This window comes from Streptomyces sp. Z423-1, from assembly GCF_013009255.1.
GTDB classification, from domain to species: Bacteria; Actinomycetota; Actinomycetes; order Streptomycetales; family Streptomycetaceae; genus Streptomyces; species Streptomyces gossypiisoli.
The window spans coordinates 6538856-6557169 of the sequence record NZ_CP053109.1 but is presented as its reverse complement, the minus strand read 5'-3'; the positions used below and the strand labels follow the sequence as shown (position 1 = coordinate 6557169).

Sequence of the window (18314 nt, the reverse complement as noted above, 5' to 3'; positions counted from 1 at the left end):
CCCGTGAGCCCGACCAATCGCACCGTGGTCGTCACCGGTATCGGCGCAACCACACCGCTGGGTGGCGACGCAGCCTCTACCTGGGAGGGCCTGGTCGCCGGACGTTCCGGCGTCAAGCCCCTGGAGCAGGAATGGGCCGCCGAGCAGGCGGTCCGCATCGCCGCGCCGGTCGCGGTGGAACCCACCGAGACCATCCCGCGGCCGCAGGCCCGCCGCCTCGACCGCTCGGCACAGTTCGCGCTGATCGCCGCGCAGGAGGCGTGGGCCGACGCCGGTTTCACCGCCAAGGCCGGTGAAGGCGCCGAGGTCGACGCGGATCGTCTGGGCGCGGTCATCGCCTCCGGCATCGGCGGTGTGACGACCCTGCTCGATCAGTACGACGTGCTCAGGGAGAAGGGCGTACGCCGGGTCTCCCCGCACACCGTCCCCATGCTGATGCCGAACAGCCCCTCCGCGAACGTGGGTCTGGCCGTGGGCGCCCGGGCGGGCGTGCACACCCCGGTCTCCGCGTGCGCGTCGGGCGCCGAGGCCATCGGCTACGCCATCGAGATGATCCGCTCCGGTCGCGCCGACGTCGTCGTCGCCGGTGGCACGGAGGCGGCGATCCACCCGCTGCCGATCGCCGCGTTCGGCAACATGATGGCGATGTCCAAGAACAACGACGACCCGCAGGGCGCTTCGCGTCCCTACGACGTCGACCGCGACGGCTTCGTCCTCGGTGAGGGCGCCGGTGTCGTCGTCCTGGAGTCCGCCGAGCACGCCGCGAAGCGCGGGGCGCGGGTGTACGCCGAGGCGGTCGGGCAGGGCATCTCCGCCGACAGCCACGACATCGTGCAGCCGGAGCCGGAAGGACGTGGCATCAGCCACGCCCTGCAGAACCTGCTGGAGCGGACCGACCTCGACCCGGCGGAAATCGTGCACGTCAACGCGCACGCCACGTCGACGCCGGCCGGTGACATCGCCGAGCTGAAGGCGCTGCGGAAGGTGTTCGGTGACGACGCCGATCACATCGCGGTGTCCGCGACGAAGTCGATGACCGGGCATCTGCTGGGTGGTGCGGGCGGTGTCGAGACGGTCGCGACCGTGCTCGCGCTGTACCACCGGGTGGCTCCGCCGACCATCAACGTCGAGAACATCGACCCCGAGGCCGAGGCGAACGCCGATGTGGTGCGGGGTGAGGCGCGGAAGCTGCCCGTCGAGGGCCGTATCGCCGCGTTGAACGACTCGTTCGGGTTCGGTGGGCACAACGTGGTGCTGGCGTTCCGGACGGTCTGATTTTCGGTTGATCCGGGCACGCCGTGACGTCGGCCTCCAGGACCCAGTCGTGGTCCTGGAGGCCGACGTTGTCGTGTGCCCTAGCCGAGCACGTCAATCACCGCCGATTGCGAGGCAGTAGCCACTGTGGGCAAATAGGAATAGTGAGTGCACGGCCGCGCGACGCCGCGCTCGTCCTCGACGAGCGGGGCACCGTCGCCCAGTGGAGCCCGGAGGCCGAGCGGCTCCTCGGCTACTCCGCGGAGGAGGCACGGGGCCGCCACGTCACCACGTTCCTGGAGCGGCCACTGGGCGACACGGAGACTGCCGGACAGATCGCCGCGCGCCACCGCGACGGCCGCCGGGTGGCAGTCGGTGCGGCGATCAGCCCGCTGCCCCGACCCGGCGGGGCCTGGCACTGGTCGGTGCGGTTGATCACCGCGTCGGACACCGCTCAGGAAGAGATCGACGCCGCACTGCTCCGGGCGCTGCTGACCGATTCCCCGCTCGGTGTTCAGGCTGTCGACGGCGACCTGCGGCTCATGCGCCTGAACCTGTCCGCCCCGGGAGTCCGCGGTGTCGTGGGTACGGAGGCCATCGGCCGCCATATCCGCGACATCGCGCCGGGCCTGATCGACGAGGGGGTCGAGCAGAAGGTCCGTCACGTGGTCGAGAGCGGTCGGCCCCTGACTTTCCTGCACAGCGGCCGACCTCCCGCCGATTCCACCCACGATCATGTCTACTTGGTGACCCTGCTGCCCCTCAGGGACTCGGTGGGGCGCGGCATAGGGGCCCTCGTGACCTCCCAGGACGTGACCGAGCAGGAAAGGGCGCGGGCACGCCTGGACTTCCTGGCGGAGGCAGGTACCCGGATCGGCACCACGCTCGACGTCCTCACCACGGCGGAGGAGTTGGCTGCCGCCGCGGTTCCGGCCATCGCCGACATCGCCACCGTCGACGTCCTGGACGGCGTGCTCCAGGGCGAGGCGCCCCGACCGGGCCCCGTCAGCGAGCGGACCAGACTGCGTCGGGCGGCCTTCAGGAGCGCTCGGGTGCTCGGCGCCCGGCCCGCCTACGACACCGGGGAGCTGGTCGAGTACCTGCTCCCGTCTCACATCGCCGGCCTGACCGAGATGCGCCCCATCTTGGTACGGCACCTTCAAAGCGGCGATATGCCCGCCGACGACCGTCGCACGGCGCGCATCCACGCCGACGCGGCCCACTCCCTGATGGTCGTGCCCCTCGCCGCCCGCGGTGTGGTCCTCGGCCTGGCCAGCTTCTACCGGGCACGGGAGCCGGATCCGTACGGTGCGGAGGACCTTGTTCTCACGTCCGAACTCTGCGCGCGGGCAGCCGTGTGCATCGACAACGCACGCCAGTACACCCGCGAGCGCAACGCCGCCCAATCCCTGCAGCGCGCCCTGCTGCCGCGGTCCGCGCCGCCGCAGAGCGCCGTGGAGGTGGCCTGGCGCCATGAATCGGCCTACAGTCCCGGGGACTGGTTCGACGTCATTCCCCTCTCCGGCGCGAGGGTTGCGCTGGTCGTGGGCTGTATGGCCGGCCAGGGCATCGACGCCGCCGCCGCGATGGGACAGCTGCGCATGGCCATCAATACGCTCGCGGCCCAGGACCTTGCCCCCGACGAACTGCTCGGTCAACTTCACGACCTGGTGATGGGATTCAGCGACGAGCCCGCCGACGATCCCCACGTGGCATCGGCCAGGAACCACATGCAGGGGGCGACCTGCCTGTACGCGGTCTACGACTCCGTCTCGCGCCGCTGCACGCTTGCCCGAGCCGGCCACCCGTCGGCGGTGGTCGTCAGCCCGCGGGGCAAGGTCGAGATCCCCGACGTCCCGGAGGGTCCCCCGCTGGGCACCCGGCACCCGCCGTACCGGACCGCAGACATGGAGCTGCCGGAGGGAAGCACGCTTGCGCTGTTCACCAACAGTCGGACACCGGCCGGCGACTCCGACCGGTCACCTGCGGCCCACATCCTGTATCAAATCCTGAGCAGCAACCCGTACCGCACCCTGGGGGACAGCTGCGACGCGTTCATCCGTGCCTACGAACCCACCACAGGCGAGGGTTTCCTCCTGCTGCTGGCACGTACGCGGGCGCTGTCCGCGGACCGGGTGGCGACCTGGACCCTCCCCCCGGACCCCGCGGTCGTCACCACCGCCCGCGCATTGAGCCTTCGGCAGCTCGCCAACTGGGGCCTGGACGACCTGGACTTCACCACCGAACTGATCGTCAGCGAGCTCGTCACCAACGCCATCCGCTACGGGACCGGGCCTGTCGGCCTCCGCCTGATCCACGACCGCGGGCTCATCTGCGAGGTCAGCGACGGCAGCAGCACTGCCCCGCATCTGCGGTACGCCTACGAGACCGACGAAGGTGGCCGCGGCCTCTTCCTGATCGCCCAGCTCGCCCACCGCTGGGGCACCCGCTACTCCGCTCGGGGAAAGACCATCTGGACCGAGCAGACCATTCCGAGCGCGGGCACGGTCGGCCCAGGAGGAGGATCCGGCGGCCCCTTCTGATCCTTCTCGTACCGCTACTGGGCCTTGGTGACGGCGGGCGGCGTCCAAGTGCCGTCGATCACGCTCTCCTTCGGCCAGTACATGCGCAGCATCACGTTGAACTGGCCGGACGGGGTCGGGAGCCAGTTGGCCTTCTTGTCCGCGGCCGGGGCATCGTGCTGGAGGTACAGATCCACCGAGCCGTCGGGGTTCGCGGTCGGTTCGGCGGTGTGCCCGACCGCGTATCGGTCGATCGGGTTGGGGACGAGGAAGCCGTCCGGGTTGTACATGGTCACTGACCAGAAGGCGTTTGCCGGAGGGGTCTGGCCGGGTGGGAAGTGGATGGTGTACTTGTTGGCGCCGGTGAGCTGCTGGCCCGTCTTGTCGACGAAGCTGATCGGGTAGATCGCGTCCTGCGGGAGGTTGGCGCCGAGCCCTTGCCAGTCGGTGGCCGCGCGCAGTGTGTAGTTCGTGCCGTAGGTACCCAGGTCGGTGGCGACCCGCCAGCCGTTGACTTCCTTGCCGAGATTCGCGACGGCGGCCTGGATCTGCTTCTGGCCCTCGGACACGGACTGCTGCAGCGCCTTGGCGACATCGGGAGACACGTCGTTGATGTCGAACGCCTTGCCTGGGCGGATGCCCAGCCGGGCGAGCTTGGCGACCATGGGGGCGTCGGCCGCGGCCGGGGGGTTGGCAGCCATCGCGGCGGCCAGGCGTGAGTAGAAGGCCTGGGCGTCCATCTGCTGCACCAGGCTCTTGGGCGCTGTGCTGGGGACGTCCGGGTCGACGTGCCCCTCGGGGGGCTTGTACGACTCGTCACCGTAGGCACTCAGCGGGCGGACGTCGTACTTGCTCACCAGCTCCTGCACCGCGGGCAGATCCGAGGGTCCGTTGAGCTGGGTGCGGCCGAGGATCCACGCGGTGTTGGTGGGGGACTTGATCTGTTTCACGCCGTCCGGCAGTCGGCCTTGCCAGTCGGGGCCGGTGATGGCGTAGTCGCCTGCCTGCGTACCGGTCGTGCGCTTGCCCACCGAGTCGATCACGTTGGTCCAGGCGCTGAGGATCGGCATCAGGTAGTAGCGGCCGTCGGTGTCGGGTACGTGCAGCACGATCGGCTCGGCCGACAGATCCAGCCAGGCGTTCGTGTAGAGCGTGTCGACGTTGGGCGAGACCACGGACTTCTGGTCGGGGCCCGGGATGTCGTTCGCCTTCGCGAACTGGTTGATCGGCGCCCTGATGGTCGAGGGGTCCGGGGCGGTGACGTTGGTCGACGACTGCTCCGTGGCCTTCATCAGCACCAGCGGGTAACCGTATATGTATGCCTGGACGGCGTCGTCGGTGAGGTCGGCCTGGGCGGGTGCGGCGCCCGCGGGGGCGGCCATGAACAGGGCGAGCACCGTCGCGACCGCGGAAGCGATCGCGGCGTGAGCCCGGGTTCCGCGGCGTGGAAGGTGTGCCCTGGGGGCATGGTGTCTGCGGGTGCCCGCAGTCGCGAATGCGCGACGCTCGGTGACGAACGACATCCTGCTACCTCCTAGTCGCACCTGCGGCGTCAGCGCGCGGTGGCCCGGGGACGCATTGCCGCTTCGTCGTAGGGCGGAAGCGGCTTGATCAGGGGTTCGAGGATCGTGCGGGCCTCCGGCGCCGTGATGACGTCGGCGGGGTCGAGTTTGATGATCTCGGCCTTGTCCGGGTCGACCTCCCACACGTCCTCGCCGATGAGCCGGCAGCGGTCGTCGTAGGGCCAGACCATCTCCTCGGACGCCTTGTAGATGTACATCGCGTTCTCGTCGTCGACGTCGATCCCGACAGCTGCCAGGACCTTTCCCGGTTTGAACTGGTAGCCGGTCAATTTGGAGGCGATCATGTGGTCGCTGACGGCGACTTCCTCGTCTTCGGCGTACATCACGCACTCGCCCGTCTCGGACCACTCCCGGTACAGGTTCTTGATCGCGTCCTGGCCCTCCAGCCGGACGCTCAGGCCCAGCGCGTGGAAGTGGTAGACGGGATTCTCCACCATCATCTCGGGCGCGAAGATCTCCTCGTAGCGCCCGGCGATCTCCAGGTAGCGGTGGCGATAGTACGCCTGGAGCATGAACCGGTGCCGGGGGTTCTCCGTCGTCTCCCGCAGGTCCTCTATCGCGCGGTTGGTCCTGGTGATGTCCAGCTTCGTCATGGCGATCCGGCCTCTCCCGGCTCTTCGCTTGCCCTGCGGCCCTTGGCGCAGTGGGCGAACGGGCAGCTTGCGGCGGCGCTCCGGGCCGGACGGCCCCTTCTGGGACCGGCAGTGAGCGAGCAGGGAGTGGGGCGACGACGGGGTGGTGGAGCGGGTTTGCTCGGAAGTCCGGCCCAGGCTGGGGTCGAACACGGATCGGGAGCTCTCGCTGATTCGCAACGGCACCTGCCCCTGGGATGCCGGCTCATCCGGCCCGTCGTGCTCGACGCGACAGACCATCCCAGCATGTGATGCGTGCCCATGACCTGCAACTTGAGCAGACGGCGCCCCTCAGGGGCGTCACCTGAAGGTCGGTTCAGACCACCTGATGGAGCCAGCGGACCGGTGCTCCCTCACCCGCGTACCGGAACGGCTCCAGTTCGTCGTCCCACGGCTTGCCCAGGAGTTTGGCGATCTCGGCCTCCAGGTCCGTCTCCCCGCTCTGGCTGCGCAGCAGCGCCGCGCGCAGGCGGTCCTCGGGGATGAGGATGTCGCCGTGGATGCCGGTGACGGCGTGGAAGATGCCCAGGTCGGGGGTGCAGCTGTAGCGTTCGCCCTCGGCGGTGGGGCAGGGTTCGGCGGTGACCTCGAAGCGCAGGAGATGCCAGCCGCGCAGTGCGGAGGCCAGTTTGGACGCGGTGCCGGGCTCGCCCTGCCAGGAGAACTCCGAGCGCCAGGTGCCGGGCGCGGCCGGCTGCCGGATCCAGTCGAGGCTGACGCGCGTGCCGAGCACCCCGGCGACGGCCCACTCGACGTGCGGGCACAGCGCGCGCGGCGCGGAGTGCACGTACAGGACTCCACGTGTCGTCACCGGGACCTCCGGGCTGAGCGGGCGTGTTGCGGCTGGCTGGGCGGTGGTGACCGGTCGGCCACGCTGATGGCGAGGCTACCGTGCGGCGGCGCAAGGAGTGTGACGTACCGTCGGTCCCAGTGCCCGGAAACTCCCGCCATTCACCCAGGGGGACGCTTGTACGGGCGTGACCCGTTGCACGCCGCGCGCCGGGAACCCTCGCGCGTTGTCATGGAGGGGGCCGAAGCGAGCGAGGGGTTGGCAGACGATGCGGAAGACCGGACAGCGGGGGCGGGCCGCGGTCGCCGTGTGCGCGGCGGCCGTGCTGGGTGTTGCGGGGTGCGATGCGGTGGGGGGCGACGCGTCGGCCCCGTCCACGACCGAGGCGCAGCGGGCGAAGCCGAGTCAGGCGCCGGTGTGGGACCCCAGCCCGGAGTCGATCGCCGCCGTCGGTGACTCCATCACCCGGGGTTTCGACGCCTGCGAGGTGCTGTCGGACTGTCCGCAGGTGTCGTGGGCGACCGGCAGCAGTCCTGACGTGAACAGTCTCGCCGTACGGCTGCTGGGCAGTGCGCGGGCCGCCTCGCACAGTTGGAACTACGCCGTGACCGGGGCGTCGATGGCGGATCTCCCGGCGCAGATGGCGCGTGCGGCGGTGGCCGAGCCGGAGCTTGTGACGGTGATGGTGGGGACGAACGACGCCTGCCGGAGCTCGGCGTCGGCGATGACTCCGGTGGCCGATTTCCGCGCCGACTTCGAGGACGCGCTGCATACGCTGCGCAGCGCTCTGCCCAAGGCTCAGGTGTATGTGGCGAGCATCCCCAATCTGATGCGGCTGTGGTCCGAGGGCCGTACGCATCCGCTCGGCAAGCTGGTGTGGAAGCTGGGCGTCTGCCCGTCGATGCTGGGCGACGCGGACGCCGTGGACGCGGCGGCCAACCAGCGACGCGAGACCGTGCGGCAGCGGGTGGAGGACTACAACGGTGTGCTGGAGGAGGTCTGCGGGGCCGACGAGCGGTGCCGGTACGACGGCGGGGCGGTGTACGAGTACCGGTTCGGCACCGAGCAGTTGAGCGACTGGGACTTGTTCCACCCGAGCAAGGACGGTCAGGCACGGCTGGCGGAGATCGCCTACCGGGAGATCACCGCCGAGAAGCCTTAGGGTTTCGCTCATGAGCGAACACTTCGGCACACTTTCCGACGGCACGGCCGTGCACCGCTGGACCCTGGAGCGCGCGGGCGTACGGGTGCGGATTCTTTCCTACGGCGGCATCGTGCAGTCCGTGGAGGTGCCGGACCGGGACGGGCGGACCGCCGACGTGGTGCTGGGGTTCGGCGAGCTGGACGGCTATCTGGAACATCCCGGGCCCTACTTGGGCGCCCTGGTCGGGCGGTACGCCAACCGGATCGCGGGCGGCCGCTTCCCGCTGGACGGGCGGACGTACGCGCTCGCGCGGAACAACGGGCCGAACTCGCTGCACGGCGGTGAGCGCGGCTTCGACAAGCGGGTGTGGGACATGACGCCGGTCGAGCACGGCGTCCGGCTCAGCAGGGTCAGCCCGCACGGCGAGGAGGGCTTCCCGGGGCGGCTGGAGGTCTCGGCGACCTACCGCCTCGACGCCACCGGCGCGCTGCGGATCGCGTACGAGGCGGTCACCGACGCTCCCACCGTGGTGAACCTGACGAACCACTCGTACTGGAATCTGAGCGGCAGCGGCAGCGGCTCCGGCGACGCGGGCGGGCATGAGCTGCGGATCGCCGCCGGGCGGTACACGCCGGTGGACGACGACCTGATCCCGACCGGGATCGCCCCGGTCGAGGGAACCCGGTTCGACTTCCGGACGGCCCGGAAGACCGGCTCCGGGTACGACCACAATTTCGTGCTCGACAAGGGCGTGACCGACACGGCGGTCGAAGTCGCGGAGCTGTTCGACCCGGCGTCCGGGCGGGCGCTGACGGTGGCGACCACCGAACCGGGGCTTCAGCTGTACACCGCCGACCATCTGAGCGGGCCGTTCGCGCCCGGGGACGGCATCGCGCTGGAGACGCAGCACTTCCCCGACTCGCCGAACCGTCCTCAGTTCCCGGGCACGGTACTGCGGCCGGATGAGGTGTTCCGCTCCGAGACGGTGTACGGGTTCACCGCACGGTGATCCGGTGAGCCCCGGTCCGGAGGTCAGGTCCCGGACCGGGGCTGCTCGGTGGGAGGAACCGCCCTGGATTCAGACGGTCCCCTGGCTCAGACGGTAGTCGTCAGCGTGATCCTGCGGTCCGCGATCGAGCGGCCCGCCTGGATCTCGTACGAACCCTTCACAAACGACCACGAGTTGGTCATCTCGTCCCAGATCTCGAACGCCCGGCGCGGGAGCTCGACGACGGCCTCGACGCTCTCCCCCGGCCCCGCCTCGACGCCCGCGAAGCCGGCCAGCCGGCGCGCCGGGCGCTCGGGGTCGGGCTCGGTGGGGGCGACGTACAGCTGCACGACCTCGCGGCCGGGGCGCCCGCCGGTGTTGCGGACGCGCACCTTCACCGTCGTACCGTCGATCTCGACGGATTCGTACGACCAGTCGGTGTAGCCGAGGCCGTGGCCGAAGGGGTACGTCGGTGTCCTGCCCTCCTTCTCCCAGGCGCGGTAGCCGATGAAGACGCCCTCGGTGTACGGCAGTTCGCCGTCGGTGGGGGCGACCCGGGTGACCGGGGCGTCCGCCAGGGGGCCCCAGGTGGTGGGCAGGCGGCCGCCCGGCTCGTGCGTCCCCGTCAGCACGTCGGCGAGGGCGGCGCCGCCCTCCTGGCCGGGGAACCAGGTCAGCAGCACGGCCGCGACCTGGTCGCGCCAGGGCAGTTCCACCGGGGAGCCGGCGTTGACGACCACGACGGTGTTCGGGTTGGCGGCGGCTACGGCGCGGACCAGGTCGTCCTGGCGGCCGGGCAGCCTCAGGTCGGTGCGGTCGAAGCCCTCGGACTCCACGCGTTCGGTGGTGGCGACCACGACGACGGCCGTGTCGGCGGCGCGGGCGGCCTCGACGGCCTCGGCGATCAGCTCCTCGGGGTCGCGCTGGGGCTCCTGGTGGGCGAGGGCGAAGCTGACGACCTTCATGGGGATGCCCTCGGGCAGGTCGATCACATGGGTGAGGGAGACCTCGACCGGCTCGCCCGCGCTGAGTTCGGGCCGGGCGCGGGGCACGGGGGCGCCGAAGAAGGCCTCGAAGGGGTCGTCCTTGGCGGGGCGCTGGATGTCGTCGTAGGACGTGGTGCCGTCGATGGTGAGGGTGAAGGCGCCCATGCCCTTCACGCCGAAGGTGTGCGGGCCGGTCTCGCGCGGGGTGAAGGTGCCGGTCAGTTCGACGGTGTGGAGGGTGTCGTGGGTGACGCCCTCGGGGAGGTCGCTGCCCATCCACTGGATCTGGCCGTTGGGGGCGAAGGCCGTGCCGATGATCTCGCCGGACGCGTCGCGGCAGATCGCGCGCAGTTCGAAGCCCTTGTCGGCGACGGCCAGTTCGGTGGTGGGGTCGGCGCCCACGGCGTAGCGCACCGAGCCCTCGGGCAGCGCGGCGGTGAGGCCGTCGAGCGGGGAGACGACGTGGTCGGGGAAGACGGTGGCGGAGCCGCCGCCGAGGACGCGGGCGTCGCGTGCGGCGGCGCCGATGAGGGCGACCGTGCCGGGCTTGAGGGGAAGAGCGCCTTGATTGCGTACGAGGACGAAGGAGCGGCGGGCGATCTCGCGGGCCAGCTCACTGCCGTCGACGGGGACGGGGAGTTCGGTGACGGCCGGGTCGGCGCTGTCCAGGATGCCGACGCGGGCGGCGAGGCGGAGCACGTTGCGTACGGCGTCGTCGACCTTCGCCTCGTCGACCCTGCCGTCCCGTACGGCCTGCGCGAGGGCGTCGCCGTAGACGGTCTGCGGGCCGGGCATCGCCACGTCGAGGCCGCCCTCGACGGCGCCGGTGGTGGAGCGGGCGGCGGTCCAGTCGGAGACGTTGAAGCCGTCGAAACCCCATTCGCCGCGCAGGATCTCGTTCACGAGGTGGTGGTGCTCGGTCATGGTCGTGCCGTTGACCGAGTTGTAGGCGGTCATGATGCCCCAGGGGTGGGCGTTTTCGACGATCGCCTCGAAGGGGGCGAGGTAAAGCTCGCGCAGGGCGCGTTCGCTGACGACGTTGTTCACCGTGAAGCGGTCGGTCTCGGCGTCGTTGGCGACGAAGTGCTTGACGGTGGTGGCGACGCCGCCCGACTGCACCCCTTGGACGTAGCCGCTGCCGATCCGGCCGGTGAGGTACGGGTCCTCGCTGTAGGCCTCGAAGTGGCGGCCGCCGAGCGGGGAGCGGTGCAGGTTGACCGTGGGGGCGAGCAGGACGTGGACGCCTTTGCGGCGGGCCTCCTGGGCGAGCAGAGTACCGGCGCGGCGGGCCAGGGCGGGGTCCCAGGTGGCGGCGAGGGCGGTGGGCGAGGGCAGGGCGACGGACGGGTCCGCGGCGGTCCAGCGCACGCCGCGTACGCCGATCGGGCCGTCGGACATGACGAGGGAGCCGAGGCCGATCTCGGGGAGGGCGGGCAGGGTCCAGGCGTCCTGTCCGGCCAGGAGGCGGGCCTTGGTGTCGAGGTCCAGCTTGCGCAGGGCGGCCTCGACGGCTGCCTCGCGGGCCTGGTCGGCCGGGGTGGTGCTCGGGGATCCCGCCATGGGATGCCTCCTCCTCGAAGTCCGTGCGGTGCCCCTATCGTGCATCCACCACCTGGCGACCGGTAGGTTTCGTTATCTCTCCGTTATTTTTCAGTGGGGTCGATGTCGTACGGTGACGCCATGAGCGCGCGGGTCAGGAGCGAGGAACGGCGGGCCGAGATCGTGCGGGCCGCGCTGGAGGTGATCGCCGAGCGCGGTTACCGGGGCGCGAGCCTGGCCGCGGTGGCGGAGCGGGTGGGGCTGACCCAGCAGGGGCTGCTGCACTACTTCCCGACCAAGGACGCGCTGCTGGTCGCCGTGCTCAAGGAGCGGGACCAGTGGGACGCGGTGCCGGACACCCAGTGGCGGGTCGATCTGCTCACCTCGCTGGTCGAGTACAACGCGATGCGCCCCGGCATCATCCAGACCTTCTCCGCGCTGCTCGGCGAGAGCGTCACGGAGGGGCACCCGGCGCGCGCCTACTTCACCGAGCGCTACACCCGGGTCCGCGACAGCATGGCGGCCGTCCTGCGCGCCGAGTACGGCGACCGCCTCCCGAACGGCCTCACCCCGGAACGCACGGCCCCCCTGCTGGTGGCGGTGATGGACGGGCTCCAGTACCAGTGGCTGCTGGACCCGGAGTCGGTGGACATGCCGGGGGCGTTCCGGGACTTCCTGGCACTGCTGGGCGAGAACTGACCCGGCGCGGGCACACCCCCGCGTCACACACCATGGCGTGGACGTCTTCCGTCACGGGATACTGCGGCAGTCTCGGACCGCACCCCACTGCGACGGAAGGACCCAAACACCTTGAATTCCATACGTGTTGGCATCGGTGTGCTCGGACTCGTGCTCGTGGCCGGGCTCGCCGCCCCCGCCACCGCGACCGCTTCGGCGGAACCGGCGTTCACCGTCGAGGAGCAGCGGCTGGAGCGGGCCGTGCCGCAGGAGATTCTGCGGCGGTCCGGATTCGACGCGGTGGCGCCGGAGTTCGCCGAGGCGCTGGACGAGGCCCGCTCGTACGCGCAGGCCCACCGGATCGTCGTACGGGAAGGGTCGGCGCTGTGGCGGCGGGCGGTGGACCGGGCGCAGGGGCGGGGGCCGGCCGAGGGGGATCTCAGCCGGGACGACGATCGGCCCTTGTACTGGGCGCGGTTGGGGATGACCCGGGAAGTGCGCGGCTGGGAGCCGGAGTTCGGGCTCGGTGAGCGGGGGCGGGCGGCGCTGCTGGACGCGCTGGAGCGGACCTCGCGCGGGCAGAGCGACATCCACTACCGCGGCAAGGGCATGAAGCGGATCCTGGTCACCGGGTTCGACCCGTTCACCCTGGACCGGGACGTGCGGATCTCCAATCCGTCCGGTGCCACCGCGCTCGCGCTCGACGGCACGGTGATCCGCACGGCGGACGGCCCGGCGCGGGTGGAGACGGCCGTGTTCCCGGTGCGCTGGCAGGACTTCGCTGGGGGCACCTCCCAGGCTTTCGGCACTGGGGGAGGCATGGTGGAGCGGACGCTACGGCCGTATCTGCCGAGGGTCGATCTCTTCGCGACCGTCAGTCAGGGCCGCGTCGGGCGCTTCGACGTCGAGCGGACCAACGGGGCCTGGCGGGGCGGCTTCCCGGACAACGACAACGTCAGCCGGACGGAGACCATCCCGGTCACCGACCCGGCCTCGCAGCCGCAGTGGACGTCGACGACGTTGCCGTACGAGCGGATCGTGGCCGCCGGTACCGGGCGCTTCCCCGTGTACGACAACACCGGCGTGACCGAGATTCCGGCGGGCGGCACCGAGGCCGTGGTACGGCCGGACGGGCCGACGCCCGGGTCGACGGCACGCGCCGGAGGCGGCGGGAACTACCTCTCCAACGAGATCGCCTACCGGGCGACCCTGCTGCGCGACCGGCTCGGACTGCACGACACCCTGCCCGGCGGGCATGTCCACACGCCCGTACTGCAGTTCGGCGCGGGCAACACCACCGAGGTCACCGACCCCGAGTTCGTGCGGAACCGGCTGGACATCATCGCTCAGGTACGGGCGATCGTGACCGTCGCGGCAGGGGCGTGACTCAGACGCCGGAAGCGCTGATGGGGTCCTCGGCGTCCAGGACGATCTCCTCGCCCCGCAGGTCGCGGGCCAGCAGTGTCGCGCCCGCGACCGCGCCCGGCATCAGGAACACGGCGACGAAGGGGACGAGGAAGGCGAGCGCGAGGGGCGTGCCGAAGCCCCAGATCAGGGTCTTGCGGGAGCGCAGGAGGGCGAGTCGGTCGCGGAGTTCGACGCCGCGGCGCTGGAGGGCGACGGCGGTGAGTTCCTCGGTGAGGAAGAAGCCGGTGACGAAGAAGCCGATCACGGGTACGACCGTCTGACCGGCCACCGGGACGAAGCCGAGGGCGAACAGCAGCACGCCCCACACGGCGGCGCGGACCAGGATCCGGAGGCTGTCGCGGGCCGAGATCCACAGCTCCTTGTACAGGGGCAGGTCGGAGACGGGGGCCGTGCCGTCCGGGGAGACGTCACGGTCGACCGACTCGGACAGGGCCTCGTAGAAGGGCTGGCCGATCAGCAGCGTGACCGCCGTGAAGGTGAGGACGGCGAGCAGCAGGGCGAGGGCGAAGAGGACGGCCGTGAGGAAGCCGCGGAACAGGCCGAGCCAGGGGCTGGACCAGTCGTCGGCGAAGGGGGTCGCCCAGGCCACGAAGTCCTCGCCCCACAGCGCCAGTGCCAGCAGAGCCGCCGCGTAGAGAACGAGGGTGATCAGGCCCGGGAGCAGCCCGAAGCCGTACTGCTTGCCGTGCCGGGCCGCCCAGCGCTGGCCCTTCAGGAGATAGCTGAAACCCGCCCCAAGATCGCGCATGGGGGAACCCTATCGAGCTGTCTCCCGTGGGCGGTCACCCGGCGTAACGGCCACCACGATCCTGGCGTCCGCCGTGCGCCATCCGGGGCAACGGCCGGTGTGGGCGACACCAACACCCTCTTGTTGCGGTTGAGTCGAACAGGTACACCTCGCCGTACCGATCTCAGGAACCCGGAGGAGGTACGCGTGCGCATCACGAGAACGACCTCTGCGAGACCCGTCCTGACCGTCCTGATGGCCACCCTCACCCTCACCACGGCCGGTTCACTCCTGCCGGCCGCCCCCGTCCCGGCCGTCGCGGACACCGACCCCGTCACCCGGCAGGAGGCGGAGGGCACCGCTCTCGACCAGCGCCCCGCCAAGTCCCCGGCGAGCACCGCCCGTCGGGCGTTCACCGCGCCCGTCCCCGATCTCGCGGACACCTCCCGTGGTTACCCGCGTGAGCAGCAGCTCTCGCCGGACCCCGTGAACGCGGCCGACAAGTCCCTCAAGCTGGGCCTCACCCCGTACCACGCCATCGCGCCGAAGCTCAACGCCCTGCAACGCCTCGGCGACCGGGTGAGCGTGGAGATCGCGGGCCGCTCGGCCGGCGGTCACCGGCTCTATCTCGTCACCGTCACCGCCCCGGAGACGGCCCGTCAGACCCGCGAGCAGACCCGGATGCGCGAGCTCATCGAGAACGCGCCGGCGGCGGCCGCGAAGGACCCGCGCATCAAGGCCGCGTACAAGACCCCGGTCTTCTTCAACAACAACATCCACGGCAACGAGTGGGAGGGCACCGACGCCTCCCTGAAGCTCATCGAACGGCTCGCGACCGCGAACGACGCGCGCACCAGGGAGCTGCTCGCGCGCAGCCGCCTGTACTTCAACATCACCGCCAACCCGGACGGCCGTATCGCCGGAACCAGGGCGAACGCCAACGGATTCGACCTCAACCGGGACTTCGTCACCGCCTCCCAGCCGGAGGCGCGGGCGATGCGGCAGATCATGGTCGACAAGCAGCCGGCCGTCCTGCTCGACCTGCACGGCTACGTCAACGGCACCCTCATCGAGCCCACCACGCCGCCGCACGGGGAGAACTACGAGTACGACCTCTTCCTGAAGCACACCTACGCCAACGCCCTCGGCATGGAGGCCGCCGTCAACGGCCTCGGCTACACGCCAGGGACGGACGGCGTCGAGCCCGCGCAGATCCCGTTCCGCGACCAGGAGGAGGGCTGGGACGACTGGCCGCCCATCTTCACGCCGCAGTACGCGGCCTTCCACGGCACGGTCGCCGCGCACACGATCGAGATCCCGCTGCGGGTGAACAACAACGCCTACGACACCCTGCCGCAGGCCGAGCTGCGCCGCCGCGCCGCGATCAACGTCGCCGTCGCGGGCGCCACGCTCGACGCGACCCTCGACTACGTGCAGAGCAAGCGCCGTTCACTGGTCGCCGACCAGATCGAGGTCTTCCGGCGCGGTGCCGCGGGGGCGGCGCAGGTGCCGGTGTCCGAGGAGACCGTGCCCGGCGTCCCCGGCATCGGCCCGGAAGACGTCTACACCACCACCTTCCCCCGCGCCTACGTCATCCCGGCGGGCGCCGCCCAGCGCTCCCCCACCGCCGCCGCGCGCCTGGTCGACCAGCTGCTCGCCAACGACGTCCGCGTCAGCCGTGCGGTGCATTCCTTCCGCCTCTCCGGCCGCTGGTACGCCAAGGGTTCGTACGTCGTCGACATGCGCCAGCCCAAGCGCGGGCTGGCGAACGTGCTGCTGGCCGACGGGCGGGACATCAGCGACAAGGTGTCGGTGATGTACGACATCTCCGGCTGGAGCCTGGGCCGACTGTGGGGTGCCACGGTCGAGCCGGTGCAGGGGCTGTCCCACGTCCTGTCGCACCCGGTGCGCGAGGCCGCGCGCGTGGGGTACGTCGCCCCGCGCGGCGACCTCCGGCTGCGCCTCGACGATCCGCGCGAGGTGGCGGCCCTCAACTCCCTGCTGACGCAGGGCGTCCGGGTGCGGCAGGCGGCCGACGGCAGTGCGCTCGTGCCGGGCTCGGCACGGCGGCAGGCGGCGGCCGCGGCACGGACGTACGACGTCGCCTTCGACGCCACACGGCTGACCGGCGGCACCCCGCTGACGCGCGTGCGGGTGGCCGCGGCCGTCACGTCGGGTGAGCTGTTCGCGCTGCGGGAGATGGGCTTCGAGGTGACGCCGGTGTCGGCCGGGGTGCTGAACGCCGGGTTCGACTGGTCGGCGGTGGATGTGCTGTTCGTGTCGGCGGGGCTGGCGTACGACGACCTGAACCCGGCGGCGCGCACGGCCCTCGACCGCTTCCTCGACGGTCACGGCCTGGTCGGGCGCGGGGCCGCCGGAGCGGCGCTCAACGCCGACGCCGGGCTGCTGCCGGTCAAGCCCGTCGAGGGCAACGGGGACGCCAACGGGGTGGTGCGGGTGGTGAATTCCGGCGGCCGGATCACCGGCGGTGCGCCGGAGCACTCCTTCGTCTACGCGCCGGTGTGGTTCACGGACCTCGGACGCGGGGTGCGGGTGGAACAGTCGTACGCGAACGGGAACCCGCTCGTGTCCGGGCACTGGCGTGCCCTGCCGGACGGCACCGGCGGGCCCGCCGCCGCGGCGGGGCGCGCGTCGGTGGTCAGCGGCGCGCACGCGGTGCTCTTCGGCACCGAACCACTCTTCCGTGATCACCCCAAGGGGGCATTCGCTCAGGTCGGGCGGGCATTGTTCACCTTGGCGACCAGGTAAACCACGGCACACACGCGAGCAGCGGACGGCCGAGGAGGCAAAGGGAGATCGGATGACGCAGGAGATCCACGGCACCGTCGCCGACGGCTACGAGGAGGTGCGCGCGGAGTTCGCCGCGTTCGTGACGCAGGAGCGGCCGGACTACGAGGGGCAGTTGTGCGCCTACGTGCGCGGGCGGCGGGTCGTCGACCTGTGGGTGGGTCCGGACGGCGCCTCGGCCGAGTCGCTGTACGGCGTCTTCTCGTCCACCAAGGGCGCCGCCCACCTCGTCGTCGCGCTCCTCGTCCAGGACGGCACGCTGGAACTGGACCGCAAGGTGACGTACTACTGGCCGGAGTTCGCCGCCGAGGGCAAGGGCGCGCTGACCCTGCGCGAGCTGCTCACGCACCGGGCGGGGCTGATCGGGCTCGACTCCGGGTTCACCGAGGAGGAGTTGGCGGACGACCGGGTGATCTCCGAGCGGCTCGCGGACCAGCGGCCGTTCTGGCGGCCCGGCACGGCGTTCGGCTACCACGCGCTGGTGCTCGGCGCGCTCGCCGGTGAGGTGGTCCGGCGGGCCACGGGCCGTACCCTCCAGGAGGTGTACGAGGAGCGGGTGCGGGCCCCCTACGGGCTGGACTTCTACCTCGGGCTGCCCGCCGCCGAGGAGGTCCGTTTCCGGTCCGCGCAGCCGATGCTGCCGACGCCCGAGCAGCAGGCGGTCCTGGACGCTCGGCCGACCGGGCCGCACACGCTCACCGCGATCGCGTTCAACTCGCATGTGTCACGGGCGGGAGAGGCGGTGGACCACGCCAATTCCCGCCTCGTCCGCGCCAAGGGCCCGGCGTCGGCGGGCGGCGTGGCGGCCGCGCGCGGGCTCGCCGGGATGTACGCGGCGGCGATCAGCGAGGTGGCCGGGCGGCCGCCGCTGCTGAAACCGGACACGGTCGCCGAGGTCGGGCAGATCCACTGCGTCGGCTACGACCTGGTGGCGCGGGCCCACAAGGCGTACGGGCTCGGTTTCCAGGCGACGGCCGAGAACTGGTACCCGTTCCTGGGCGCGGGCGCCTTCGGGCACAGCGGTGCGGGCGGTGCGCAGGCCTTCGCTGATCCGCGCAGCGGGCTGGCGTACGGCTACACCCGGCGGCGCGGTGCGTTTCCGGGTGGGGCGGCGCCGGAGAACGAACGGTTCGTGCGGGCGGTGCACAGGGCCGCTGTGCGGTGACGCGGGGGCGAAGGCTCGGTGCCGGAGAAGGGTGCGGCCGCAGGGCGAAGGCCGCACCCCACGTCCAAGG

General features: G+C 71.3%; 13 protein-coding genes. 8 read left to right on the top strand and 5 right to left on the bottom strand.

The annotated features are described in order from the left end of the window. Positions 1 to 3 precede the first annotated feature (3 nt). Positions 4 to 1275, top strand: a complete 1272-nt coding sequence (gene fabF / locus HJD23_RS29390) for a beta-ketoacyl-ACP synthase II (RefSeq protein WP_171112162.1) — start codon at positions 4 to 6, stop codon at positions 1273 to 1275. Between the two features lie 143 nt (positions 1276 to 1418). Beyond that, positions 1419 to 3797: a SpoIIE family protein phosphatase gene (locus tag HJD23_RS29385; protein WP_171112163.1), complete on the top strand. Its 2379-nt coding sequence runs from the start codon at positions 1419 to 1421 to the stop codon at positions 3795 to 3797. 14 nt (positions 3798 to 3811) lie between these two features. Here the strand turns inward: HJD23_RS29385 and HJD23_RS29380 are convergent, their stop codons facing one another. The 3 genes from HJD23_RS29380 to HJD23_RS29370 all read right to left on the bottom strand — a co-directional run bounded on the left by HJD23_RS29380 (position 3812) and on the right by HJD23_RS29370 (position 6802). Further along, positions 3812 to 5173, bottom strand: coding sequence for a DUF1254 domain-containing protein (locus HJD23_RS29380; RefSeq protein WP_197973500.1), 1362 nt, complete (start codon positions 5171 to 5173; stop codon positions 3812 to 3814). 155 nt (positions 5174 to 5328) lie between these two features. Further along, a complete protein-coding gene (locus HJD23_RS29375) occupies positions 5329 to 5952 on the bottom strand; it encodes a hypothetical protein (protein ID WP_171112164.1) in 624 nt (207 codons plus the stop codon). 355 nt (positions 5953 to 6307) lie between these two features. Next, complete coding sequence (locus HJD23_RS29370) at positions 6308 to 6802, bottom strand: DUF3145 domain-containing protein (protein WP_171112165.1); 495 nt, start codon at positions 6800 to 6802, stop codon at positions 6308 to 6310. Between the two features lie 247 nt (positions 6803 to 7049). Between HJD23_RS29370 and HJD23_RS29365 the strand changes: the two genes are divergently transcribed. Both HJD23_RS29365 and HJD23_RS29360 read left to right on the top strand, forming a co-directional pair. Next, positions 7050 to 7943, top strand: coding sequence for an SGNH/GDSL hydrolase family protein (locus tag HJD23_RS29365; protein ID WP_171112166.1), 894 nt, complete (start codon positions 7050 to 7052; stop codon positions 7941 to 7943). A 10-nt stretch (positions 7944 to 7953) separates the two neighbouring features. Beyond that, positions 7954 to 8934, top strand: a complete 981-nt coding sequence (locus tag HJD23_RS29360; RefSeq protein WP_171112167.1) for an aldose epimerase family protein — start codon at positions 7954 to 7956, stop codon at positions 8932 to 8934. A gap of 86 nt (positions 8935 to 9020) precedes the next feature. Here the strand turns inward: HJD23_RS29360 and HJD23_RS29355 are convergent, their stop codons facing one another. Continuing rightward, positions 9021 to 11459, bottom strand: coding sequence for a glycoside hydrolase family 3 C-terminal domain-containing protein (locus tag HJD23_RS29355; protein ID WP_171112168.1), 2439 nt, complete (start codon positions 11457 to 11459; stop codon positions 9021 to 9023). A gap of 102 nt (positions 11460 to 11561) precedes the next feature. Here HJD23_RS29355 and HJD23_RS29350 point away from each other — a divergent pair, with 102 nt between their 5' ends. Next, complete coding sequence (locus tag HJD23_RS29350) at positions 11562 to 12137, top strand: TetR/AcrR family transcriptional regulator (protein ID WP_171112169.1); 576 nt, start codon at positions 11562 to 11564, stop codon at positions 12135 to 12137. Positions 12138 to 12248: 111 nt separating this feature from the next. Continuing rightward, positions 12249 to 13502: a pyroglutamyl peptidase gene (locus HJD23_RS29345; RefSeq protein ID WP_171112170.1), complete on the top strand. Its 1254-nt coding sequence runs from the start codon at positions 12249 to 12251 to the stop codon at positions 13500 to 13502. A 1-nt stretch (position 13503) separates the two neighbouring features. Here HJD23_RS29345 and HJD23_RS29340 read toward each other — a convergent pair whose 3' ends face one another. Next, positions 13504 to 14292 carry an EI24 domain-containing protein gene (locus HJD23_RS29340; protein WP_171112171.1) on the bottom strand — a complete coding sequence of 263 codons (789 nt, stop codon included), beginning with the start codon at positions 14290 to 14292 and terminating at the stop codon, positions 13504 to 13506. Between the two features lie 186 nt (positions 14293 to 14478). On the opposite strand from HJD23_RS29340, the gene HJD23_RS29335 reads away from it, so the two are divergent. After that, positions 14479 to 17040, top strand: a complete 2562-nt coding sequence (locus tag HJD23_RS29335; protein ID WP_240980844.1) for a M14 family zinc carboxypeptidase — start codon at positions 14479 to 14481, stop codon at positions 17038 to 17040. Positions 17041 to 17092: 52 nt separating this feature from the next. Beyond that, complete coding sequence (locus HJD23_RS29330; protein ID WP_171112172.1) at positions 17093 to 18244, top strand: serine hydrolase domain-containing protein; 1152 nt, start codon at positions 17093 to 17095, stop codon at positions 18242 to 18244. Positions 18245 to 18314: the final 70 nt, after the last annotated feature.

What these genes read in the sequence shown, in the direction of transcription:
- HJD23_RS29350 (WP_171112169.1), top strand. Translation starts at nt 11,562, where the DNA reads ATGTCGTACGGTGACGCCATGAGCGCGCGGGTCAGGAGCGAGGAACGG.
- HJD23_RS29330 (WP_171112172.1), top strand. Translation starts at nt 17,093, where the DNA reads ATGACGCAGGAGATCCACGGCACCGTCGCCGACGGCTACGAGGAGGTG.
- HJD23_RS29365 (WP_171112166.1), top strand. Translation starts at nt 7,050, where the DNA reads ATGCGGAAGACCGGACAGCGGGGGCGGGCCGCGGTCGCCGTGTGCGCG.
- HJD23_RS29355 (WP_171112168.1), bottom strand. Translation starts at nt 11,459, where the DNA reads ATGGCGGGATCCCCGAGCACCACCCCGGCCGACCAGGCCCGCGAGGCA.
- HJD23_RS29360 (WP_171112167.1), top strand. Translation starts at nt 7,954, where the DNA reads ATGAGCGAACACTTCGGCACACTTTCCGACGGCACGGCCGTGCACCGC.
- HJD23_RS29375 (WP_171112164.1), bottom strand. Translation starts at nt 5,952, where the DNA reads ATGACGAAGCTGGACATCACCAGGACCAACCGCGCGATAGAGGACCTG.
- HJD23_RS29340 (WP_171112171.1), bottom strand. Translation starts at nt 14,292, where the DNA reads ATGCGCGATCTTGGGGCGGGTTTCAGCTATCTCCTGAAGGGCCAGCGC.